This window comes from Deinococcus soli (ex Cha et al. 2016), assembly GCF_001007995.1.
Lineage (GTDB): Bacteria > Deinococcota > Deinococci > Deinococcales > Deinococcaceae > Deinococcus > Deinococcus soli.
This window is the reverse complement of record NZ_CP011389.1, coordinates 2,529,919-2,551,732: the sequence shown is the minus strand read 5'-3', so window position 1 is coordinate 2,551,732 and position 21,814 is coordinate 2,529,919. Positions and strand designations below refer to the sequence as shown.

25 protein-coding genes and 4 tRNA genes are annotated in these 21,814 nt (G+C 68.6%); 20 read left to right on the top strand and 9 right to left on the bottom strand.

The window, feature by feature from the left end; translation table 11 throughout:
• Positions 1-7: 7 nt before the first annotated feature.
• From SY84_RS12430 to SY84_RS12415, 4 genes are all read left to right on the top strand, one after another.
• Positions 8-943 carry a PEGA domain-containing protein gene (locus SY84_RS12430; protein ID WP_046844274.1) on the top strand — a complete coding sequence of 312 codons (936 nt, stop codon included), beginning with the start codon at positions 8-10 and terminating at the stop codon, positions 941-943.
• Positions 944-1,055: 112 nt separating this feature from the next.
• A complete protein-coding gene (locus SY84_RS12425; RefSeq protein WP_046844273.1) occupies positions 1,056-2,048 on the top strand; it encodes an MBL fold metallo-hydrolase in 993 nt (330 codons plus the stop codon).
• Between the two features lie 132 nt (positions 2,049-2,180).
• Entirely contained in the window at positions 2,181-2,642 is a 462-nt protein-coding gene (locus tag SY84_RS12420; protein WP_046844272.1) for a hypothetical protein, read from the top strand.
• Positions 2,643-2,821: 179 nt separating this feature from the next.
• Entirely contained in the window at positions 2,822-3,262 is a 441-nt protein-coding gene (locus tag SY84_RS12415; RefSeq protein WP_157882980.1) for a hypothetical protein, read from the top strand.
• 68 nt (positions 3,263-3,330) lie between these two features.
• Here SY84_RS12415 and SY84_RS12410 read toward each other — a convergent pair whose 3' ends face one another.
• The gene (locus SY84_RS12410; RefSeq protein WP_046844270.1) at positions 3,331-4,473 is read right to left on the bottom strand and encodes a citrate/2-methylcitrate synthase; all 1,143 of its coding nucleotides are present in this window, start codon (positions 4,471-4,473) and stop codon (positions 3,331-3,333) included.
• Between the two features lie 152 nt (positions 4,474-4,625).
• Between SY84_RS12410 and tsaB the strand changes: the two genes are divergently transcribed.
• Positions 4,626-5,201 carry a tRNA (adenosine(37)-N6)-threonylcarbamoyltransferase complex dimerization subunit type 1 TsaB gene (tsaB, locus tag SY84_RS12405; protein WP_046844269.1) on the top strand — a complete coding sequence of 192 codons (576 nt, stop codon included), beginning with the start codon at positions 4,626-4,628 and terminating at the stop codon, positions 5,199-5,201.
• Between the two features lie 190 nt (positions 5,202-5,391).
• Positions 5,392-7,236, top strand: coding sequence for a PHB depolymerase family esterase (locus SY84_RS16305; RefSeq protein WP_081424591.1), 1,845 nt, complete (start codon positions 5,392-5,394; stop codon positions 7,234-7,236).
• Positions 7,237-7,309: 73 nt separating this feature from the next.
• Here the strand turns inward: SY84_RS16305 and SY84_RS12395 are convergent, their stop codons facing one another.
• On the bottom strand, positions 7,310-9,169 hold the full coding sequence (locus SY84_RS12395) for an ABC transporter ATP-binding protein (protein ID WP_046844268.1): 1,860 nt from the start codon (positions 9,167-9,169) through the stop codon (positions 7,310-7,312).
• The gene (locus tag SY84_RS12390; protein WP_046844267.1) at positions 9,166-11,076 is read right to left on the bottom strand and encodes an ABC transporter ATP-binding protein; all 1,911 of its coding nucleotides are present in this window, start codon (positions 11,074-11,076) and stop codon (positions 9,166-9,168) included. The genes SY84_RS12395 and SY84_RS12390 overlap by 4 nt, the downstream gene beginning before the upstream one ends.
• A 350-nt stretch (positions 11,077-11,426) precedes the next feature.
• Between SY84_RS12390 and SY84_RS12385 the strand changes: the two genes are divergently transcribed.
• From SY84_RS12385 to rplL, 13 genes are all read left to right on the top strand, one after another.
• Positions 11,427-11,499, top strand: a tRNA-Thr gene (locus SY84_RS12385).
• Positions 11,500-11,569: 70 nt separating this feature from the next.
• Positions 11,570-11,655, top strand: a tRNA-Tyr gene (locus tag SY84_RS12380).
• 7 nt (positions 11,656-11,662) lie between these two features.
• Positions 11,663-11,735: transfer RNA gene (locus tag SY84_RS12375), tRNA-Gly, on the top strand.
• 16 nt (positions 11,736-11,751) lie between these two features.
• Positions 11,752-11,826: transfer RNA gene (locus SY84_RS12370), tRNA-Thr, on the top strand.
• A gap of 161 nt (positions 11,827-11,987) precedes the next feature.
• Positions 11,988-13,205: an elongation factor Tu gene (tuf, locus tag SY84_RS12365; RefSeq protein WP_046844266.1), complete on the top strand. Its 1,218-nt coding sequence runs from the start codon at positions 11,988-11,990 to the stop codon at positions 13,203-13,205.
• 233 nt (positions 13,206-13,438) lie between these two features.
• Positions 13,439-13,993 carry a pyridoxamine 5'-phosphate oxidase family protein gene (locus tag SY84_RS12360; RefSeq protein ID WP_046844265.1) on the top strand — a complete coding sequence of 185 codons (555 nt, stop codon included), beginning with the start codon at positions 13,439-13,441 and terminating at the stop codon, positions 13,991-13,993.
• 171 nt (positions 13,994-14,164) lie between these two features.
• Positions 14,165-14,332 (top strand): 50S ribosomal protein L33, encoded by a 168-nt coding sequence (gene rpmG, locus SY84_RS12355; RefSeq protein WP_022800165.1) that lies wholly within the window; start codon positions 14,165-14,167, stop codon positions 14,330-14,332.
• A 78-nt stretch (positions 14,333-14,410) separates the two neighbouring features.
• Positions 14,411-14,590, top strand: coding sequence for a preprotein translocase subunit SecE (gene secE, locus SY84_RS12350; protein ID WP_046844264.1), 180 nt, complete (start codon positions 14,411-14,413; stop codon positions 14,588-14,590).
• Positions 14,587-15,159: a transcription termination/antitermination protein NusG gene (gene nusG, locus SY84_RS12345; RefSeq protein WP_046844263.1), complete on the top strand. Its 573-nt coding sequence runs from the start codon at positions 14,587-14,589 to the stop codon at positions 15,157-15,159. The genes secE and nusG overlap by 4 nt, the downstream gene beginning before the upstream one ends.
• A 186-nt stretch (positions 15,160-15,345) precedes the next feature.
• Entirely contained in the window at positions 15,346-15,780 is a 435-nt protein-coding gene (gene rplK, locus SY84_RS12340) for a 50S ribosomal protein L11 (protein ID WP_046844262.1), read from the top strand.
• Positions 15,773-16,474 carry a 50S ribosomal protein L1 gene (gene rplA / locus SY84_RS12335; protein WP_046844261.1) on the top strand — a complete coding sequence of 234 codons (702 nt, stop codon included), beginning with the start codon at positions 15,773-15,775 and terminating at the stop codon, positions 16,472-16,474. The genes rplK and rplA overlap by 8 nt, the downstream gene beginning before the upstream one ends.
• Positions 16,475-16,701: 227 nt before the next feature.
• Positions 16,702-17,196 (top strand): 50S ribosomal protein L10, encoded by a 495-nt coding sequence (rplJ, locus tag SY84_RS12330; RefSeq protein WP_046844260.1) that lies wholly within the window; start codon positions 16,702-16,704, stop codon positions 17,194-17,196.
• Between the two features lie 66 nt (positions 17,197-17,262).
• On the top strand, positions 17,263-17,625 hold the full coding sequence (gene rplL, locus SY84_RS12325; RefSeq protein WP_046844259.1) for a 50S ribosomal protein L7/L12: 363 nt from the start codon (positions 17,263-17,265) through the stop codon (positions 17,623-17,625).
• A gap of 46 nt (positions 17,626-17,671) precedes the next feature.
• Here rplL and SY84_RS12320 read toward each other — a convergent pair whose 3' ends face one another.
• Genes SY84_RS12320 through SY84_RS12310 form a run of 3 tightly spaced genes read right to left on the bottom strand, consistent with a single transcriptional unit; the run spans position 17,672 to position 19,085 of the window.
• Positions 17,672-18,274: a hypothetical protein gene (locus SY84_RS12320; RefSeq protein WP_046844258.1), complete on the bottom strand. Its 603-nt coding sequence runs from the start codon at positions 18,272-18,274 to the stop codon at positions 17,672-17,674.
• On the bottom strand, positions 18,232-18,537 hold the full coding sequence (locus SY84_RS12315) for a GIY-YIG nuclease family protein (RefSeq protein ID WP_046844257.1): 306 nt from the start codon (positions 18,535-18,537) through the stop codon (positions 18,232-18,234). The genes SY84_RS12320 and SY84_RS12315 overlap by 43 nt, the downstream gene beginning before the upstream one ends.
• Positions 18,534-19,085: a DUF2239 family protein gene (locus SY84_RS12310; RefSeq protein ID WP_046844256.1), complete on the bottom strand. Its 552-nt coding sequence runs from the start codon at positions 19,083-19,085 to the stop codon at positions 18,534-18,536. The genes SY84_RS12315 and SY84_RS12310 overlap by 4 nt, the downstream gene beginning before the upstream one ends.
• A gap of 91 nt (positions 19,086-19,176) precedes the next feature.
• Here SY84_RS12310 and SY84_RS12305 point away from each other — a divergent pair, with 91 nt between their 5' ends.
• Positions 19,177-19,803 carry a tetratricopeptide repeat protein gene (locus tag SY84_RS12305; RefSeq protein ID WP_046844255.1) on the top strand — a complete coding sequence of 209 codons (627 nt, stop codon included), beginning with the start codon at positions 19,177-19,179 and terminating at the stop codon, positions 19,801-19,803.
• 9 nt (positions 19,804-19,812) lie between these two features.
• Here the strand turns inward: SY84_RS12305 and SY84_RS12300 are convergent, their stop codons facing one another.
• From SY84_RS12300 to SY84_RS12290, 3 genes are read right to left on the bottom strand one after another with little or no spacing between them, the layout of a single operon-like run.
• A complete protein-coding gene (locus tag SY84_RS12300; RefSeq protein WP_157882979.1) occupies positions 19,813-20,256 on the bottom strand; it encodes a hypothetical protein in 444 nt (147 codons plus the stop codon).
• Positions 20,253-20,762, bottom strand: coding sequence for a hypothetical protein (locus tag SY84_RS12295; protein WP_046844253.1), 510 nt, complete (start codon positions 20,760-20,762; stop codon positions 20,253-20,255). The genes SY84_RS12300 and SY84_RS12295 overlap by 4 nt, the downstream gene beginning before the upstream one ends.
• The gene (locus SY84_RS12290) at positions 20,759-21,550 is read right to left on the bottom strand and encodes a tetratricopeptide repeat protein (protein ID WP_046844252.1); all 792 of its coding nucleotides are present in this window, start codon (positions 21,548-21,550) and stop codon (positions 20,759-20,761) included. Before SY84_RS12290 ends, SY84_RS12295 begins: the two co-directional genes overlap by 4 nt.
• Between the last annotated feature and the right edge of the window lie 264 nt (positions 21,551-21,814).

Sequence of the window (21,814 nt, the reverse complement as noted above, 5' to 3'; positions counted from 1 at the left end):
TGATCTTATGAAACGTGGTGTGGTGGGGGCAGCGGGCCTGGCGCTGGCGGGTCTGCTCAGTGGGTGTGTTCCGGCGCCGCTGCGGGCGCAGCCGGGCGCGCAGCTGCGCCTGACGGTGACGCCGGGTACGCGGGCCGCGCAGCCCGTGACGGGCGAGGAGGCGCTGTACCGCGCGCCGGGGCCGGGCAGTCTGCGGGTGGTGACGGACCGGGCGGCGTTCGTGACGTCGGTGGTGCTGCCCGCGCAGGGTGGGGCGCTGGTGCTGCCGACCGTGCAGACCCGTCCGGGCGAGGTGGTCTCGGCGCCGCTGCCCGCCACGCAGGGCTTCACGCAGGTGTTCACGGTGGCCAGCGTGCAGCCGATGCCACTGGACGGCGCGGCGGGTGCGCGCAGCGTCTCGGACGTCTCGCGGGCCGTCGAGGGCGCCGCGCGGGCCCTGCCGGCCGGGTCGTACACGGTGGGCACGACGGTGTACCGCGTGGTGCGCTTCGGGACGCTGGACGTCACGTCGAACTTCGGGGACGCGCTCGTGCGGGTGAACGGCGTGCGGGTGGGCACGACGCCGCTGAGCGTCCCGGACCTCCCGGAGGGGCAGGTGTCGGTGGAGGTGTCGCGGGCCGGGTACAAGACCGTCACGCAGCGCGTGAACATCGCGGGGGACAGCGTGAACCGTGTGGACGTCACGCTGCGCCCGGTCACCGGGACGCTGTCGGTGCGCAGCGACGTGCTGGCCGACCTGTTCATTGAGCGGCGGCTCTCGGGGACGGCGCAGCCCGGCGTAGGGCTGGATCTGGCGCTGCGGCCCGGGGTGGTGGCGCTGAACGTGGTGCCCCGCGACCGGCGCCTGGCGGCGCAGAACCTGCTGGTGCGGATCACGGCGGACCGGGTCAGCCCGGTGATCTGCGCGGTTCAGGGCGGCACGTATACCTGCACACTGCCCTGACGGCGCGCGCGTCCGGGGGAGGCCGTGGCGTCTCCCCCTTGCCGTGCTCCCGGTTTTCGTGTTCCTGGCGCGGTGGCGGGCGGCGCCGGGGCGCGGTGGTACGCTCGGCGGCATGACGGACGCGCCGCTGCCGACCCACGTCCTGGGTGACCTTCACGCCCTCCAGGTGCCCATTCCGTACCCCATGAAGTACGTGACGGTGCTGCTTGACCGCCCGGCGGGGGGCCCGGTCACGATGATCGACTGCGCGCTGGACACGCCCGAAGCCCGCGCGGCGCTGGAGGCCGGGCTGGCGGCGCTGGGCCTGCACTGGCCGGACGTGGACCGCCTGATCATCACGCATCACCACCCGGACCACTACGGGCTGGCGGGGGTCGTGGAGGAACGCAGCGGCGCGCAGGTGCAGATGCTGGACGTGGAGATCGGGCGCGGCGAACGCTACTGGCACCTGTGGGAGGAGTGGCTGCCCGGGCACCTGAAGCACATGCGGGATCACGGGCTGCCGCCCGAGTCGCTGGAGGGCATGGGCGCCGACAACCGCCGGGGCCGCGAGCGGGTGCATCCGGCGTCGCGCGTGCAGCCGCTGCGCGAGGGTCAGCACGTGGACCTCTCGGGGCAGCCGTGGGAGGTGCTGTGGCTGCCCGGTCACGCGGACGGGCACCTGGGCCTCTGGAATGAAGCCGAGGGGACCCTGATCGCCGGGGACGCGATCCTGCCGCGCATCAGCCCGAACGTGGGCCTGTACGCCTACACCCGCCCCGACCCGCTGGGCGACTACCTGCAGACGCTGGGGAAACTGGAGGCGCTGAATCCGGCGCGGGCGGTGGTGGGCCACCACGGGCCGGTCATGACCGGCGTGCAGGCCCGCGCGCGCGAACTGCGCGCCCATCACCACGAACGGCTGGACTTCATGGCGGCCGAGGCCGCCCGCGAACCCCGCAGCGCGTACGAGCTGTCCCTGGCGATGTTCCCGCGTGACCTGAACGTCTCTGGTCGCCGCTTTGCACTCGCCGAGACCCTGGCGCACGTGGAGCACCTGCGCCTGCTGGGGCAGCTGTACCGCACCTGGAACGAGGCGCGCGGCGTGTGGCTGTACCACGCGTAAGGGCTTCAGGGTGATGGTTGAAAGTCGATGGATCTTTCCCCCTCCATCAACTTTCAACCATCAACTCTTCCCCCCCACGGACCGTGGACCCCGTGACCGTCCCTGGCGCGCGAGGGCTCTATACTCCGGCGCATGACAGCATCCCAGTCGGAACTGCAGCGGATCATGGCGGCGCTGCAACAGAGCGGCCTGACTGTCGAGGCGGTCGAGGACGGCGCGCTGATCCAGGACGGGGACACGCGCGTGGCGATGTTCGCCGAGGCCGATCCGCAGGGTGGGGTGATCGTGCGCCTGCACCTGGACCTGGACCTGTACGTCGAGGAGGACAGCCTGCCGGACATCCTGATGGGCATGAACCTGATGAATCAGGGCCTGGACTACGGCGCGCTGAACCTCGACCCCGTTGATCCGGACGAGGATGCCGATGAGGACGCCCCGCTGACGTTCGCGGTGCTGGGCCGCAGCGTGCTGTGGCTGGCGGATCTGGGCGTGGCGGAACTGGACCGCCTGCGCGAGCACCTGCGCCGTTTCGAGCAGGAGGTCACCGAGACGGTGGAGCGCACCCTGCACGGCAGCAAGGGCCTGAGCGCGTAACGGTTCACCTCCTGGGGTCACGGGTGCGCCGGTGCCCGTGGCCCTTTCCGTATGTTTGGGCCTATTCCGCCTGGTCCGGGCGGCGTACCGTGGGGGCCTGAACTGACGGTTGGCGCGGTGGGTGGTCGCCGGAACGTGGTGCTGCCTGGGTGGGCAGCGGCAGTCATGAGGTGATGGGCATGACCAGAGGCGTGCAGGGTCGAGGTCGGGCGGCGCGGGCGGGCGCGATGCATTTCACGATGCTCAGCCGGGGCCGGGTGTACGGACTGTTCCGGTCGCTGGATGGGGTGCAGGCGTGCACGTCGCGCCTGCTGTCGCTGGGGCTGGGGGACCGGTCCGTGCAGCTCCTGATGGGTGAGGACGGCGTGGCGGCGCTGGACGCGGACGGGCGGCGGCACGGGCTGTGGGCGCAGTTGCTGCGGCTGATGCAGGGCGCGACCGACGAGCGCGTGCACGTGGAGCGTTACGTGGAGGCGCTCGGCTGGGGCGAGATCCTCCTGAGCGTGGACGTGTCGGACCAGCCGGGCCGTCTGCCGGAGGTGGCCGGGGCGTTCCGGGAGTCCGGGGCGCACTTCGTGAATCATTACGGGGCGTGGGTGGTCGAACCGATCTGCGCCTGACCGGCGGCGACGGAACAGGCAGAGGGGCAGGCCACCCACGCGGGTCACCTGCCCCTCTCACCTGCCGGTTACTGGCGGTCTTGCAGTTGCACGTAGTGCGCGTCGGTTGCACCGGTGTACACGGCGTCGGGGCGCAGCAGGCGGTTGTTGCCGGTGTACTCAATCAGGCTGGCGCACCAGCCGCTGATGCGGGCCAGCGCGAAGATGGGCGTGAAGTATTCCTTCTTGATGCCCAGGTCGCTGTACACGGTGCCGCTGTAGAAGTCCACGTTCGGGTAGATGCCCTTGGAACCGATGCGGTCCACGACGACCTTCTCGATGGTTTCCAGGATCTGGTAGTAGTTGCTCTTGCCTTCCTTGCTGGCGACCACTTCGGCGTAGTCGCGCAGGACGCGGCTGCGGGGATCGAAGTACTTGTACACGCGGTGCCCGACGCCCATGATCTTCTCTTTGTTGTCGAGCTTCTTCGTGATGTAACCTTCGGCCTGGTCAGGCGTGCCGACCTCGTCGAGCATGTCCATCACGGCCTCGTTCGCGCCGCCGTGCAGGGGGCCCTTCAGGGCGCCGATGGCGCTCGTGATGCAGGAGTACATGTCCGAGAGGGTGCTACCGGTGGCGATGGCGGTGAAGGTGCTGGCGTTCATGCCGTGGTCCACGTGCAGCACGAGGGCGATGTCGAACAGGCGGGCCTGCTCGGCGGTGGGTTCCTTCCCGCTGAGCATGTACAGGTAGTTCCCGGCGTGCGTCAGGTCCATGCGGGGCGCGATGATGTCCTGCCCCTCCTGCGCGCGGTTGATCGCGGCGATGATCGTGGAGAACTGCGCGATCATGCGCGTGGCGATGGCGCGCCGGGCCTCGGCGCTGGTGTCCTCGGCCTGCGGGTCCAGCAGGCCCAGGTAGGACACGGCGGTGCGCAGCGCCTGCATGGGGTGCACGCCGCGCGGCATGCCCTTGATGATCTCGGTCAGCGCCTCAGGGATCGCGCGGTTGGCTTTCAGGTCGGCGTCGAACTGCGCGAGCTCGGCGGCGGTGGGCAGCTGGCCGTTCAGGAGCGCCAGGGACAGTTCCTCGAAGGTGCTGTTCTCCGCCCATTCCTGGATCGGAATGCCCAGGTGGGTCAGGATGCCTTCGGTGCCGTTGATGAACGTGAGTTTGCTCTCGGTGAAGAGAACGCCTTCGAGTCCTTTGGCGATACTGGCGGTGTTCGTCATGATGATCGAGCATACCACCGGGCCGCTTTCCGCCACCCCCCGATCACGTTCCCGGCGGGGTGACAAAGGCGGTTCCAAAGGCGGGGTGAACGCCGCGCGTCAGGACATGGCGGGACGGGCGCACCGGGCAGGCTGCCCTACAATGCCCGGCGATGACTGAGCACGCTGCCCCTGCCTCCCTGAAGCCGGACGTGACCCTGGCGCTGGACACGGCGACGCCGTGGCTGACGCTGGCGCTGGCGTGGCCAGGCGGGTCGGTGCAGGTGTCGCGTGAGGTGGGCCGGGCGCACGCCGAGCTGCTGCCGGGCGCGGTGCAGGCGCTGTTCGCCGAGGCGGGGTTACCGCTGCGGGCGGACGCCGTCGTGATCGGCACGGGGCCCGGGTCATACACGGGCGTGCGGGTGGGCGCGAGTTACGCGCTGGGGCTGGGGCGGGTGTGGAGCGCGCCAGTGCTGGGGGTCAGCACCCTGGAGGCGCTGGTGGGTGGGGACGGCGTGCAGGGCGTGTCCCTGGACGCCCGCAAGGGGAACGTGTATGCCGCGCGGTATGACGTGCAGGGCGGCGTGGTCCGCGCGACGCTGCTGCCCCCCACGCGCCTGCCGCTGGAGGAGTTCCAGGCGCGCATGGACGGCGCGCCGCACCGGGCGGACGCCACGCCGGACGGCTTGGCGCTGCTGCGCGCCGGTCTGGATCACGGCGCGCGGGACTGGGCGCTGGCGTACCTGTAACAGCGGCCGGGCGAGGCGAGGCGCAGGGAGCGGTGAAGCCTGCACTCCGCCTGCTGTGCGTAACTGGCATGTGACGCCCGGCGCGTAGGGTGGGCGGGTCAGTCTCAACCCGTTCTCCCGGCGGCCCGCGCCGGAACCTCTGTCGTTCCGTTGCCGGGGCGCGCCGCGCCCACTTCCCGTGAGGTCCGTCATGAATCGCGCCGCCCTGATGTCTTTGCCGCTGCTGCTGGCTGCCTGTGCGCAGGCTCCGTCCTCTCCCCTGTCGTCCCCGCATCCGTCCTCTCCTCTGCGGGCGCAGGCGACCGGTACCACGACCACGGGCAGCGCCACCGGGGCGGGCGTGACCCGCGCCTACACGCTGTACACGCCCGCAGCCGGGGCGGGTGCGGCGCGGCCCCTGGTGGTCATGCTGCACGGCTGCACGCAGTCCCCGGCGGATTTCGCGGCGGGCACGCGCATGAACGACCTCGCGGACACGCAGGGCTTCCTGGTCGTGTACCCGGAGCAGCCGTCCAGCGCCAATCAGAACAGGTGCTGGAACTGGTTCGATCCGGCGCACCAGGCGCGCGGTCAGGGGGAACCGGCGGCGATCAGGGCGGTCGTGGACGCCGTGAAGGGCCGGGTGAACGTGGACGCCGCGCGGGTGTACGTGGCGGGCCTGTCGGCGGGCGCGGCCATGAGCGTGATCATGGGGGCCACGTACCCGGACGTGTTCAGCGGCGTCGGGGTCGCGTCGGGGCTGGAGTTCAGGGCGGCCACGAGTTCCTCGGCGGCGTTCACGGCGATGAACAGCGGCGGGCCGAACCCGGACGTGCAGGGCACGGCGGCGTACAACGCGATGGGGACGTTCAAGCGCACGGTGCGGACCATCGTGTTCCACGGCAGCAGCGACTACACGGTGTACCCGGTGAACGGGGATCAGGTGGCGGCGCAGTGGGTGCAGACGAACGATCTGGCGGACGACGGGCAGGACAACGGGAGCCGCAGTACGGCGCAGGTGACGACGCGTTCGGGCACGGTCAGCGGGGGCCGGGCGTACAGCGTGAAGACCTTCGCGGGCGGCGTGGTCGAGCAGTGGTCGGTGACGGGCATGGGGCACGCCTGGAGTGGCGGGAGCACCGCCGGATCGTACACGGACCCGAAAGGGCCGGACGCCAGCGCGGAGCTGTGGCGCTTCTTCAGCGCGGGGACAGCGGGTGGGGGTGGCACGGCGCCGGACACGACCGCGCCGGTCGTGAGCGTGTCGCCCACGCCGGGCACGTACGTCGGGCCGCTGACGGTCACGCTGTCCCTGAACGAGCCGGGCACGGTGTACGCCACCACGGACGGCAGCGACCCGGCCAGCAGTGCCACGCGGGTCACGCTGGCGGGCGGCGGGAGCGTCACGCTGGCGGGCAGCAGCACGGTGCGGGCGTCCGCGGTGGACACGGCGGGGAACGCGTCGGCCACGCAGGCGTACGCGTACACGCTGACGGCCGCGCCAGACACGGCGGTGTCGTTCAGCTCAGTGGGGACGCAGGATGGTTACGTGGCGGCGAACACGCCGTCCGCCACGACCGGTGGGTACGTGGTCGCGTCGGGCGGGATCGGCGTGGGGGACAACGCGGACGCCCCGTGGAAGGGTGTGCTGTCGTTCGACACGTCCAGCCTGCCGGACGGCGTGACCGTGACCGGCGCGACCCTGACAGTGCGCTACAGCCTCGCGCCGAACGGCACTCCCTGGGCGGGCGGCGCGACGCTGGGGGTCGACGTGCGGAGCGGCTGCCTGGGCGCCACCTGCGCGCTGGGCACGGACGACTTCGCGGCGGCCGTCACGGCGGCAGGTGTCGCCTCGTTCGCGGCGCCCACGGGCACGGCGGCGGGCACCACCCTCAGCGCCCCGCTGAACGCGGCGGGGCTCGCGGCGATCAACCGGGCGGGCAGCACGCAGCTGCGTCTGGCCTTCACAGGCGGCACGGCGCGCAGCAACGGCCTGAGCGACTACCTCACGCTGGGCGAGGTCACGCAGGTCACGCTGAACGTCACGTACCGGTGAGGGGGTTGTAGGTTGTGGGCTGTGGGGAAAGATCCTCCTACAACCCACAGCCCACGTCCCACACCCCTCCGTGTCAGTCGGCGGCGTCGCCCTGCGCGTACTGGAGGCGGTGCAGGCGGGCGTAGTAGCCGCCCTTGTCGAGCAGCTGGCGGTGGCTGCCCTGCTCGACGATGCGGCCCTTGCGCATCACGACAATCCGGTCGCAGTGTTCGATGGTGCTGAGGCGGTGGGCGATGATGATGCTGGTGCGGCCGCGCATGACGCGTTCCAGCGCGGCCTGGATGCGCAGTTCGGTCTCGGTGTCCACGTTGGCGGTGGCCTCGTCGAGCACGAGCAGGATGTCCGGGTTCTGGATCAGCGCGCGGGCGAAGGCCAGCAGCTGCTTCTGCCCGGTGGAGAGGGTCGCGCCGCGTTCACGCACCTCGGTCTGGTAGCCGTGTTCGAGACTGAGGATGTAGTCGTGCACGCCGACGTAGCGGCAGGCTTCCACGACGCGCTCGTGGGGAATCTCGGGGTTGTTCAGCGTGAGGTTGCTCTCGATGGTGCCCGCGAACAGGAACACGTCCTGCAACACGACGCCCACGTGCTTGCGCAGGTCGTGCTGCTGCAGGTCGCGGACGTTCACGCCGTCCACCTTCACCGCGCCGCGCTGCACGTCGTAGAAGCGGCTGACCAGGGCGGTGACGCTGGTCTTGCCCGCGCCGGTCGCGCCGACCAGGGCGACACTCTCACCGGGCTGGATGTCGAGGTCGATGCCGCGCAGTATCCAGCGGTCGTCGGTGTCGGGGGTGGTCCCGGTGACGCTCTGGTCGTACGCGAACCAGACCCCATCGAAGGTGACGCGCCCCTGGAAGTCCGGCAGGGTCTGCGCGCCGGGCTTGTCCTGGATGGCTTCCTCGGTGTCGAGCACGCCGAAGATGCGTTCGCTGCTGGCCATGGCCGCCTGGAGGTTGTTGAACACGTCCGCGAGGTCCTGGATGGGCTGGAACAGCTGCTGCGAGAGCTGCACGAACGCGAACAGCGTCCCGACCGTGATGGCCCCGGCGACCACGCCGTCCACGCCGAGGATCTGCCGGGCGGCGAAGTACAGGATCAGCGCCACGGCGACCTGGCCGAGCACGGCCACGACGGGCATGAACAGCGAGAACCACTTGACGCTGTTCTCGTTGGCGCTCAGCAGGGCGCGGTTGCTGAGGTTGAAGTCCAGCGCGCTGCGTTTCTGCCGGCCGAACAGCTGTACGGTGAGCATGCCGGTGATGTTCTCGTTCAGTTTGCTGTTCACGATGGCCTGCTGGGTGCGGGTCACGCGGAACGAGTCGCGCAGGCGGGTCTGGAAGAAGCGGGTGGCGAGGAACAGGACGGGCAGCACCGTGAACGAGATCAGCGCCAGGCGCCAGTTCACGCTGAGCATGATCACGACGTACACGATGATGATGAAGGTGCTCTGGATCAGGCTGACGAGGCCGCCGGTGATGAACTGGTTGATGGCGTCCACGTCGCTGGTCACGCGGGTGATCAGGCGCCCGACGGGGTTCTGGTCGAAGTACGCGAGGTGCAGCCGCTGGAGCTTGCCGAACACGTCGGCGCGGATGTCGCGCAGGACGTTCTGGCCCAGGTAGCCGATGGTGAGGATGAAGCCGTACTGCAGCGCGAATTCCACGACCTTCAGGCCCATGTAGGCCAGGGCGGTGGTGGTCAGGCCGCTGATCAGGGCGTCGCGGCTCCTGGCCTGTCCCTGCGCCAGCGGGGAGAGGTACGCGTCGATGGCGTGCCGCTGGATCAGCGCGAACAGCGGCGACGCCAGCGAGATCAGCAGGGCCAGCAGCACCCCGCCGATCACGAGCGGCAGGTACGGGCGGACGTAGTGCAGGATGCGCCGCACGAGGTGGGCGTCGAAGCCCTTCTGGTAGGCGTCGGTATCGGGGCGGGTCATCGGTTCACCTTCTGATGTTCGAGCTGGTCGGCGGCAGCTTCGGGATCGGCGATGGCGTCGTCGTCGCCGTCCAGGTCACTGGCGAGGCGCTGGAGGCGCTCGAGCTGCGCGTAGTGGCCGCCTCGCGCCAGCAGGTCGTCGTGGCTGCCCTGTTCGGTCAGGCGGCCCTCCTCGAGCACGATGATCTGGTCGGCGTGGCGCAGCGTGCTGACACGGTGGGCGATCAGGATGACGGTGCGGCCCCGGCTGACCTCGCGCAGGCCGTCCACGATGCGGCGCTCGGTCTCGGTGTCCACGGCGCTCAGCGAGTCGTCGAGGATCAGGATGGCGGGTTCGCGCACGATCGCGCGGGCGATGGCGGTGCGCTGGCGCTGCCCGCCGCTCAGGGTGACGCCGCGCTCGCCGAGCATGGTGTCGAAGCCCTGTGGGAAGTCCTCCACGTCGTCCAGCAGGCCGGCCAGCCGCGCGGCGTCGCGCACGCGGGCCGGGTCGGGCGTCTGGGGGATGTCGTCGGGTGGGGGCGCGCCGACCACGCTGACGCCGGTGGGCACGCTGGGCAGGTCGCGGGCCTCGATGCCGAAGCCAATGTTGTTGGCGATGCTGTCCCCGAACAGGAAGGGTTCCTGCGGCACCACGCTGATCGCGCCGCGCAGGGTACTCAGCGGGATGGTGCGCAGGTCGTGCCCGTCGATGCGCACGGTGCCGCTCGTGGGGTCCATGGCGCGGGTCAGCAGCTGCCCCAGGACGGTCTTACCGCTGCCAGTGGGGCCGGTCACGCCCAGGAACGTCCCGGCGGGCACGGTCAGGGTCACGTCGTCCAGCACGGTGGTCTGACCGTAGCGCAGTGTGACGCGCTCCAGGCTGATGTCGCCGCGCAGGGTCTGGAGGCGGGTGTCGGCGCGGCCCGGCTCGTCGCGCACGATGGGCTGGGCGTCGAAGACTTCCTTCAGGCGCAGCCAGGAGGCCAGGCCGCGCTGCGCGATGCTGGTGATCCAGCCGATCATCAGCATGGGGAAGGTCAGGCGTTCCAGGGTGCCGACGAACTGCACGAACATCCCGAGCGTGAAGGTGCTGCCGGGTTCCAGGATCAGGCGTCCGCCCACGAGCAGGATCAGCCCGAACGCGAGGCCCAGCAGCAGGCTCATGAAGGAGCGCAGTGGGCCGTCCACCTTGGTCAGGGCGATGTTACGGCGCAGGAGTTCGAGGTTCATGGCGCGGTAGTCCTCGATCTCGCGGTCCTCAATGGCGTAACCCTTGACGACGCGCGCGCCGCTGAAGTTCTCCTGCGCCCGGGCGGAGATCAGCGAGTTCTGTTCCTGCGCGAGGCGGTGGCGGACGTTGATCTGCCTCGCGAGGTACGACAGGACGCCCACGATGACCGGCACGATCGCCACGACGATCAGCGTGAGCTGCCAGCTGAGGCTGAACATCACCGCGAACGCCGAGATGAACCCCGAGACGATGTTCACGATCTGCCACGCGCCGAAGCCCAGCATTTCGCGCACGGCGCTCAGGTCGCCGGTCAGGCGGTTCATCAGGTCGCCGGTGCGGGCGCGGTCGTAGTAGTGCTTGTCGAGGGTCTGCAGGTGCGCGAACAGGTCGCGGCGGATCTCGTACTCGGACTGGCGGGACGCCACGACGATGTTGCGGCGCATGACCAGCATGAAAAAGCCCGCGGTGACGGCGGCCGCCACGACGCCCAGCGCGTACAGCCCGGCGGTGGTGACGGTCAGGCCGGGCGTGGCGGGGTTGCCGTCCACCTGTCCGGTCAGGCCGTCGATGGTCAGGCGGATGAGGTAGAAGGGAATCAGGTTCACGGCGGTGGCAATGGCCACGGCAATGAGCCCGATCACGTACTGGCGCGTGTGCAGGCGCAGGTACGGGAGCAGGGTGCGGAAACTGTCCAAGGGTGGTGCCTCCTGGGGCGGGGGGAGGGCGGAGCTGGTGGGGTGGTCCAGCGGCCGGAAAATGGCCGGTGCGCAGGCGAGGATACGCCCGCAGCGGTCCGGCCGAATGCGCCATGTGGCGCATACCTGTGCCTGCCTGAGCGAACGCTCAAGGGGACAGCGCCGGGGTGGTCCGACGAGGTGGTCCGGGTGGGGGCGGCGTGGCCGGTTCAGGAGTTGAACGGCGAGGTGATTGACACCCTGGGGGGTGACTGCTACTATTCACAGCCGGAAGTGAACGCGCCGAAAAGCGCCGCAGCGACCGCATCCAGAGGCCGGAATTCGTTCCAGCGCTTTCAGACAGGAACGGTGCCACCCTAGCTCAACTGGCAGAGCACCCGACTTGTAATCGGAAGGTTGGGAGTTCGATTCTCCTGGGTGGCTTCACACACGATCATCCGCACCACACGGCTGAACGTGCGCTTTGAGAAAGGCGAAACAGTGGGTACAATACGGGTAGGTGGCCGAGTGGTTAAAGGCGACAGACTGTAAATCTGTTCACGTAAGTGTACGGCGGTTCGAATCCGCCCCTGCCCACCACGATCACGCGGGAATAGCTCAGTTGGTAGAGCGTCAGCTTCCCAAGCTGAATGTCGCGAGTTCGAGTCTCGTTTCCCGCTTTCTCACCCCCCCAACGCTTCTGTAGCTCAGTGGTAGAGCACTCCCTTGGTAAGGGAGAGGTCGTCGGTTCAATCCCGACCAGAAGCTCCAACACGGCGCGGCCTCTTGTGGGTCGCGCCTCTTCTCTAGGCCCCCATTCCCTGGCAGCCCGCTGAAAGCCGAAGAACCCCTCTTTGCGTTCACGCGGCGGCCCTGTACACTGTCAAGGCTTGCCTGCACAGCGGGCAGTCCACTCTCAGGAGGACACACTCATGGCTAAAGGAACGTTCGAGCGCACGAAGCCCCACGTGAACGTGGGCACCATCGGTCACGTCGACCACGGCAAGACCACCCTGACCGCCGCGATCACCTTCACGGCCGCCGCGATGGACCCCACCATCGAAAAACTGGCCTACGACCAGATCGACAAGGCTCCCGAAGAAAAGGCCCGCGGCATCACCATCAACACCGCCCACGTCGAGTACAACACCCCCACCCGCCACTACAGCCACGTGGACTGCCCCGGCCACGCCGACTACGTCAAGAACATGATCACCGGTGCCGCCCAGATGGACGGCGCCATCCTCGTGGTCAGCAGCGCTGACGGCCCCATGCCCCAGACCCGCGAGCACATCCTGCTCGCCCGTCAGGTCGGCGTGCCCTACATCGTCGTGTTCATGAACAAAGTGGACATGGTCGACGACGAAGAGCTCCTCGAGCTCGTCGAAATGGAAGTCCGCGAACTGCTGAGCAAGTACGAGTTCCCCGGCGACGACCTGCCCGTCATCAAGGGCAGCGCCCTGCAGGCCCTCGAAGCCCTGCAGGCCAACCCCAAGACCGCCCGCGGCGAGAACAACTGGGTTGACCGCATCTGGGAACTGCTCGACGCGGTGGACAGCTACATCCCCACCCCCGAGCGCGCCACCGACAAGACCTTCCTGATGCCCGTCGAAGACGTGTTCACGATCACCGGCCGCGGCACCGTGGCGACCGGCCGCGTGGAACGTGGCGTCGTGAAAGTCCAGGACGAAGTGGAAATCATCGGTCTGCGCGACACGAAGAAGACCACCGTGACCGGGATCGAAATGCACCGCAAGCTGCTCGACAGCGGCATGGCGGGCGACAACGTGGGCGTGCTGCTGCGTGGCGTGGCGCGTGACGACGTGGAACGTGGCCAGGTGCTGGCGAAGCCCGGCAGCATCAAGCCCCACACGAAGTTCGAAGCCAGCGTGTACGTGCTGAGCAAGGACGAAGGCGGGCGTCACAGCGCGTTCTTCGGTGGCTACCGCCCCCAGTTCTACTTCCGCACGACGGACGTGACGGGCGTGGTGGAACTGCCCGAAGGCGTGGAAATGGTGATGCCTGGTGACAACATCACGTTCGTGGTGGAACTCATCAAGCCGATCGCGATGGAAGAAGGCCTGCGCTTCGCCATCCGCGAAGGTGGCCGTACCGTCGGCGCCGGCGTCGTCGCCAAGGTCATCGAGTAATCGAAGACCCGCTGACACGAGGAGGGGGGAGGCCTGCGGGTCTCCCCCCTTCCTCGTTCATCACCGATACGGTCTCCCGTTGTTGCGTTCTTGGTCGGGAAAGACACCGGGCGTCCAAGCCTGGGGTCACACGCCGCTGTACGCCCTCCTGCCTTCCCTCACATTGAAAAGTGTGTACAGACGACTGCGCCTGTCTCCTCGTTGCCCCGTTGCGGCGGGGCGTACCCTGACATATGGGCCAGCACTTGCCGGGCATCAACGATCACCTGCGGACGTTCATTGAAGCGCAGCACCTGTTCTTCGTGGGCACCGCCGCCCCGGAGGGCCGGGTGAACGTATCTCCCAAGGGCATGGACAGCCTGCGGATCCTGGGACCGAACCGGGTCGCGTGGCTGAACGTGACCGGCAGTGGCAACGAGACGGCCGCACATCTGCTCCGCTCGGACCGCATGACGCTGATGTTCTGCGCATTGAGCGGCCCGCCGCTGATCATGCGGCTGTACGGTCAGGCGCACGCCATCCACGCGGGTGAACCCGCGTGGGCCGAGTGGACGGCGCTCTTTCCGCCGCTACCGGGCGCGCGGCAGGTGTTCGTGCTGGATATCGATCTGGTGCAGACGTCCTGCGGCATGGCCGTTCCACTGATGGACTTCGTGGCAGACCGCGGGGCGCTCAGCCGCTGGGCGCAGGCCCAGAGCCCCGGGGAACTGCAGGCGTACCAGCAACGAAAAAACCAGCGCAGCATCGACGGTTTCCCGACTGGTCTGCCAGTCACAGTGGACACCTGACGATGGACTCCCTATAATTCGAATGTTGCCCGCCAGAAGGCGGGCTTTTACCAGCGTGTCCGACCCCGCCACCGTGCGGGCGAGGATCTCTCCGGGAAGGCCCGGAGGGGCTGGGAGCAGACACGCCGCGAACCCTGAGTGGGCCAGCGGCCCTCTGCGAAGGAGCATCCCATGGCGAAAGACGGCCCCCGCATCATCGTGAAAATGGAAAGCAGTGCCGGCACCGGCTTCTACTACACGACCACCAAGAACCGCCGCAACACCCAGGCGAAGATGGAACTGCGCAAGTACGACCCCGTCGCCAAGAAGCACGTGGTCTTCAAAGAGAAGAAGGTCTGATCCCGCTCCGGCCCTCCGGCTCTCCCGGGGGGCCCGTCGCCGGTTCGTTCCACGCCTTTTTCTCCCGCAGGTGATTGCATGAACTTGATTCAGTACTTCCGCGACTCCCGCGCTGAACTCTCGCGCGTGTCGTGGCCGACCCGCCAGCAGGTGCTGGAAGGCACGCAGGCCGTGCTGATCTTCGTCGTCGCCCTCACCCTGATCGTGTACGCCCTCGACCTGCTGTTCGGGAACCTGATCCGGCTGGTGCTGTCATGAGTATCGAATGGTACGCCGTGCACACCTACGTCGGTCAGGAAGACCGCGTTCAGCAGCACCTGATGGAACGCGCCACGAAGCTCGGCATGCGCGGCACCAAGATCTTCCAGGTCATCCAGCCGGAAGAGAAGGCGGTCGAACTGCAGGAGGGCGGCAAGAAGGTCGAGGTCACGCGCAAGCTGTTCCCCGGCTACGTCTTCGTGCAGATGGACGTCGAGGATGACGACGCGCCCGGCGAGCTGGGCGAGTCCTGGGAAGTGGTGCGCGGCACCAACGGCGTGACCGGCTTCGTCGGCACTGCCACCCGCCCCGTGCCCCTGTCGCACGAGGAAGTCCAGCGCCTGCTGGCCAGCGTTGGCGTCGCCACGCAGCCTGTACAGGAAGAGGCCCCCAAGGTCAAGGTGGATTTCAAGGCCGGGGACATGGTGCGCGTCACGGGCGGTCCGTTCGCGGACTTCAGCGGCGTCATCAGCGAGGTCAACATTCCCCAGGCGAAGGTCAAGGTGCTCGTCAGTATCTTCGGCCGCGAGACCCCGGTGGAACTCGACTTCGGTCAGGTCGCCAAGTAACATTCCACACCGCCCGCGCCTACCCGCACCCTACTGGTAAAAGTGCGGCGCAGGCAGTACACTGAAAAAGTTGCTGTGCGTTTCAGGCCAGAGACCATTCCGGCCCAGGAACGACGCAGAACTTAGCGCCAGCACCCCGTCCGGGCCAAAAACGGCACCAGACCGGGGGAGCTAAGGAGGCACCACATGAAGAAAGTCGCAGGGCTCGTCAAACTGCAGCTCCCGGCGGGCAAGGCCACCCCGGCCCCCCCCGTGGGTCCCGCGCTCGGTCAGTACGGCGCGAACATCATGGAGTTCACGAAGGCGTTCAACGCGCAGACGGCCGACAAGGGTGACGCGATCATCCCCGTCGAGATCACCATCTACGCCGACCGCTCCTTCACCTTCATCACCAAGACCCCCCCCATGAGCTACCTGATCCGCAAGGCCGCAGGTCTGGCCAAGGGCAGCGCGACCCCCAACAAAGCCAAGGTCGGCAAGCTGAACTGGGATCAGGTCCTGGAAATCGCCAAGACGAAGATGCCCGACCTGAACGCCGGCAGCATCGAAGCCGCCGCGAACACCGTCGCCGGCACCGCCCGCTCCATGGGCGTGACCATCGAGGGGGCCCCCAATGCCTAAGCACGGCAAGCGTTACCAGGCGCTGACCGCCAAGGTCGACCGCAGCAAGCAGTACACCATCGACGAAGCCGCCGCGCTGGTCAAGGACATCGCCAACGCGAAGTTCGACGAGACCGTCGAAGTGCACTTCCGTCTGGGCATCGACCCCCGCAAGAGCGACCAGAACGTGCGTGGCACCGTCGCCCTGCCCCACGGCACCGGCCGCACCGTGCGCGTCGCCGTGATCACCAAGGGTGACAACGTGCAGGCCGCCGAGGCCGCTGGCGCCGACGTGGTCGGCAGCGACGAACTGATCGAGCGCATCGCCGGTGGGTTCATGGACTTCGACGCCGTCGTCGCCACCCCCGACATGATGGCCCAGGTCGGCCAGAAGCTCGCGCGTCTGCTCGGGCCCCGCGGCCTGCTCCCCAACCCCAAGAGCGGCACCGTCGGCCCCGACGTGACCGGTATGGTCAAGGGCCTCAAGGCCGGCCGCATCGAGTTCCGGAACGACAAGACCGGCGTCGTGCACGCCCCCATCGGCAAGGCCAGCTTCGAGCCCGGCAACCTCAGCGCCAACTACAGCGCGCTGATCAGTGCCCTCGAAGCCGCCAAGCCCGGCAGCGCCAAGGGCGTGTTCCTGCGCAGCGCGTACCTGACCACCACCATGGGCCCCAGCATCCAGCTGACCCTCAGCGGCGGCAGCAACGCCTAAGCAGGACCGTTGATGGGTAAAGGTTGATGGTTGATCGAAAAAACCATTGACCATCAATCTTCCCCATCGGCACTTCTTATCGGCACCCCGGTGCACCTCGCACCTTTCCAATCCGTTTCTTCTCAGGCACCAAAGACAGCGGGGACCCTTGCCAGGTTTAAACAGCCCGCCGAGTTGCCAGGGCGCGACCGTGCACCTGGACCTCGTTCCCACCAAGGAGGTACTGCGTGGCGAACGAAAAGAACCAGCAGACCCTCAGCAGCCTGAAAGGCAGCCTCACGGGCGTCGAGACGTTCTACGTCGTCGACTACCAGGGCCTGACCGCCGGCCAGCTGGGTAAACTGCGCAAAGACATCCGCGAGAAGGGCGGGCAGCTCATCGTTGCCAAGAACACCCTGATCAACCTGGCCCTCCAGGACAGCGGCCGCGACTTCGCGGACGCCCTGAAAGGCCCCAGCGCCATCGTCGTGGCTCAGGACGACCCCGCCGGAGTGGCCAAGGCCCTCAGCGACGCCGCCAAGGGCAACGACAAGGGCATCCCCGCCGTGAAAGCCGGCTTCGTCGAAGGCAACCGCGTGGACGTGAAAGTTGTGGAACGTCTCGCCAGCCTCGGCAGCAAGCAGAGCCTGCAGGGCGAACTGGTCGGCGTGCTCAGCGCCCACCTCAGCAACTTCGTGGGCATCCTCGAAGCGTACAAAGAAAAACTCGAAGGCCAGGCCTAAACCCGGCCCTGCGCCCGGGCTGAGCCCAGGCGCGCACCACCCACTTCAATTCCGGAGGAATACAACATGGCTTACGACAAACAGGCTCTGATCGACCAGCTCGGCACCCTCACCATCATGGAACTCGCGGACCTCATCGACGGTCTGAAGGAAACCTGGGGCGTCACCGCCGCCGTCGCCGCCGGCCCCGCCGCCGCTGCCGGCCCCGTCGCCGAAGAGAAGACCGAGTTCGACGTCGTCCTGGTGGACGCCGGCGCGAGCAAGATCAACGTCATTAAGGAAATCCGCGCCATCACCGGCCTGGGCCTCAAGGAAGCCAAGGACATGAGCGAGAAGGGCGGCGTGCTGAAGGAAGGCGCCAGCAAGGACGACGCCGAGAAGATCAAGGCCCAGCTGGAAGCCGCTGGCGCCAAGGTCGAACTCAAGTAAGTCCCCCCTCACCGGGAGTGCACCCCCAGCTCCGGCTGGGGGTTTTTTAGTGCCGTGCCGGGTGCGCCTGCTCGGCGACCTGCCGCACGAACCGCGAGGTGTCCTGCCGCAGCACCGCCGCCACGCCCGCAGGCAGCGACGGGCGGGACGCGACGGCCAGTCGCACGCCGTAATCCGGGTCGGCGGCCAGAGCGGCCAGCAGGTCCGGGGGCAGGACAGGCCGGGCCGCGATCCGGGCGCGGACCAGCCACGCCGCGTGCCGCGCCAGGATCAGCACCTCCGGTTCCTGAAGGCAGGGATGCTGCGCGAGCGGGATCAGGAGTTCCGGGCGGGCGTGCCGGATCAGGTGGGTGCGGACCCACACCGGGACGTCCGGACGGCGCAGCAGGGCGTGAAAGGCCGCGTCGGGCCAGCCACGCAGCAGGTGTGGGTCGGCCAGCCGCAGCAGCGGGAGGGCCGGGTTCGCCAGCACCTCCTGCGGGAAGTCGGCGGTCAGGGCGCCCAGCACGGCGGCGGGCGTGTTCGGGTGCCGCGCCACCTGCGCGCGCACGCCCGGGTCCGGATGGCGGGCCAGGTCGGCCAGGTCGGCAGCGGGCGTCCGGGCGTTCAGTACTCCTGCGTGGGGGACCAGTTCAGTTTCTCCTGCCATAACGAGAGCAACTCCTTCAGGTCGTCCGGCGACACCCGACCCGCCGGACCGGGCTTCAGGTCATCCAGCACCTCGAACGTGAAGGCGTCCGGGCCGTCCTGCGTCCAGTCTCGCTGAAGGGCGGGCGTGCGGTGCGACCCCAGCTGTAACTCGAAGCGGACCCGGTTCAGGTACGCGGGGGCGTCCACGCTGCCGCCGATCAGGCTGCGGCCCGACGCGGTGTGCCGCACGCGGTAGATGCCAGGGCGGGGCGTGTGCTTCATTGCGCCTCCAGGGCGGGCGCGGCGAGGTACAGGGCGTGCGTGCGGACATCCGGCGGCCACGCGGCCAGCGCGTCCTCGAAGGCGGCGCGCTGCCCGGCGTACAGGGCGCGGGTGGCGGCCTCGAAGCCCGGCAGGTCCCCGCCCACCGCGCCCAGGAAACGGTCGGCGGCCGCCTGGGCCTGCGCGCGGCGTTCGCCATCCGGATCGGCCCTTCTGGCCTCGTCGATCAGGCGGCGCAGCGCGGCGGACGCCCCGCCGCGCTGGCGTTCCAGCCACTCCCAGTCCCGGGGCAGCAGCGAGACTTCCCGGGACACGACGCCCAGTTTTGGGCGGCCCGGGCCACTGCGCGGCTCGGGTGGCAGGTGACGGGCCAGCACCTCGTCCAGGGTGCCACTCAGGTCGAAGTCCGCGCTCCGGCCGGTGCGGTCGTCGAAGGTCAGCAGGCCCGCGCGCGGCCCGGCGTGCAGCAGGGTGAGGGTGGCGGCGAGGGGCGCGGTCAGGCGGCGGGTGGGTCCCTCGAAGGTGGTGAAGGTCGCTTCGGTTTCCATGCACCGATATTACCCGGGTGAATTACAGAGAGCAATACTACCCGGCTAATAAAGATGGCCTAGTTCGATCAGCACCCGGATACAGTGCAGCATGACCTCCGACGCTGCGTGGGCACTGCTTCAATCCGGTCAGACCGAAGCCGCGCGGCGCACCTTCCAGCAGGTGCTCACCCAGTCGATGCTGCCACCCAGCGAACGGGATGGCGCCCGCTTCGGCCTCGCGTTCTGCCGCGCCCTGCTGGGTGAACCCCGGGCCGCAGCCCGGCTCTACCGCACCCTCTTCCGCGAGGCAAAGACCCGGGCGGATCACGGCGCCGCCCACCGCGCCCTGCATCAGATCGGCATGACCCAGCGACTGGACGGTCAGTGGACCGCGGCCCACCGCACCTTCCAGCGTGAACAACGCCTGATCGACCGTCTGGGCAACCCTCCCCTGTCCGTGACCATCAATGCCTATGAGCTTGGGTGGACGGCGCTCCATCTGCGGCGCCACACAGCAGCCTGGGAGCATTTCGAACGCTGCCTCCTGGCAGCGCAGCAGTGTGGTGATCTCACCGCGCTGGGGTGCGCCCACCGGGGACGCGGGGACTGGTGGGCACGCCAGGGGAACACTCAGAAAGCCCAGACCGAATGGGATGAGGCGCGTCAAGCCTTTGAACAGACTGGAGATGCAGTTGCGCTGGCCGACCTCCGAGTGCGCGGTGAACCCACCACCTGACCCTTCACTTCATGGCGATGAAGCCCCCGTAATGCCCCTCACCAGTCGCCGGGCGGTATGACGAATCCGCTGCGTCCCACCTGTGTGCACGAGGGCCTCCAGCTCAAGGAGAAACGCCTCAGTACCTCCCTCCCGCTCCAGCCAGTCCAGCGCGGCCTGCTGCCAGAACTCCGTGGGCCAAGTCAGGCCCAGCCGGATACTCGAATCAACCGGGAAGGTGTCCGCCAGGGACGGGGTGAGGCCTGCGGCGATCAGCTGGTCCCGCAGATCGGAGTGAAACGCGGCCCCCTGCGGCAACACCGTGACCATAAAGACCGGGGACGAGTCGGTCAACGACGACCACCCGCCTTCCCGCGCGAGATACACCCACTCCCCTGCCCCGGTCACGCCGACGGGCACGCGGGACTCACTCAGTTCAGTCACCACGACCACGGCCTCATCTGGTGCCGTCATGGTGAGCCTCCGAACCGCTTCGTCCAGAGGCCGCAGCCGTCGCGGGCGCTCAGGCGAAGGGTCTCCCCCATCCAGCGCAGGCCCAGCACATCGAACCCGCCGCAGTGAGGCCGGGCGCTGAGCTGGCCGGTCACGGCGCGCGGCCCGGCGGCCTGCACGACGGTCGCCTGGAAGGTGAACACATCCAAGGCGTCAAAGGATCTGGAGCGGTCGGTGACGAGCACCACCGCGTCGGTCTGCGCGGTCCACAGCTCGCCCGGCCAGCTGTTCAGGCGCGCGCCGGTGTCCGGGTTCAGCTGCCACGTCTCGCACGCGGACGCCGCGGTGACGCTGCCTGTGGGGCACAGGCTGACCCACAGGCCCCCCAGGCCCAGTTGCGCGGATTGCCGGGTCAGTTCGGCGGGAATGGGCAGCGTCCAGACCGTCTGGGCACCATCCACCCGCCGGATCTGGGCAGGGTGCGGCGGGCTGGGCGGGTCGTACAGGTAGACCGGCACGGCGATCACTTCAGCTCTTTGCGCAGCCCGGCGGCCATCTGGAACCACTCGCGTTCCTGGCGCTTGTACAGATTCGTGGCGCGCGATTCGGTCTTGGCGATCTGGTCGAGCAGGGTGCGGGCGTCGGCGGCGCGGCCCTGGCCGATCAGGTACGCGGCGTAGCGGGCGCGGGGTTCCTCGGTGGTGGCGCCCGTGATGGCGTCGCGGTACGTCTGGTCGGCGTCGGGTTTGCCCTGGGCGGCCTGCGCCTGCGCCAGCAGGGTGAGGGTCCGGGTGCGGGTGGCGGCGCTGGTGCGCAGGTCCACGCGGGTGAGTTTGCCCTCGGCGGCGCTGAAGTCGCCCCGGGCGAGGTCGAGTTCGGCGCTGGTGAGCAGCACGACCGGGTCGTCGGCGTAGATGCCACTCAGCAGGGGCGCGAGGGTGGCCTGTGCGTCGTCCGGGCGACCCGCGCGGGCCTGCAGCGCGGCCAGGTCCGCGCGGTGCTGGAGGGTATCACTCTCGGTCAGGCGCTCATGCGCCTCGCGGATGCGGGTGTCCAGGGGCTTGAGGGCCTCGACGCCGCGCGCCACGGCCTGCCCGGCCACGCGGCCGCCCCCGCGCGCGGCGGGGATCAGGACCATGAAGGTGTACACGGCGGCGAACGCCAGTCCGAACAGGCCGCCGAACAGCGCGCCGAACAGCAGCATGACGATCCAGTACACCTGCTGCCGCGTGACGATCGCGTGGATCAGACCGATCAGGGCCAGACCGCGCAGGATGGTGTAGATCAGCGGCAGGTAGGGGGCAAGGGCGTCCACGCTCTCATGCTACGGGGCGCGGCCGGGAATTCCTGCCCATCATCGTGAAGTCCGGCTGAGGTTCGGGGTGGATTGATTCCGGGAGGGGATGTGCGCCATACTTCGCGCCATCACCCGCGCCCGCCCCGCGTTGCGGCCGCCCGTTGACCGGTCATGCCGGACGGGCGTATACTGCTCTGTGCTGACCATGATGGGTCGGATCAGGAGTTCTTTGCGGCGAACGGGTCTGCAAAACTAATTCATTCTCCAGGGAACGCGCCCGCA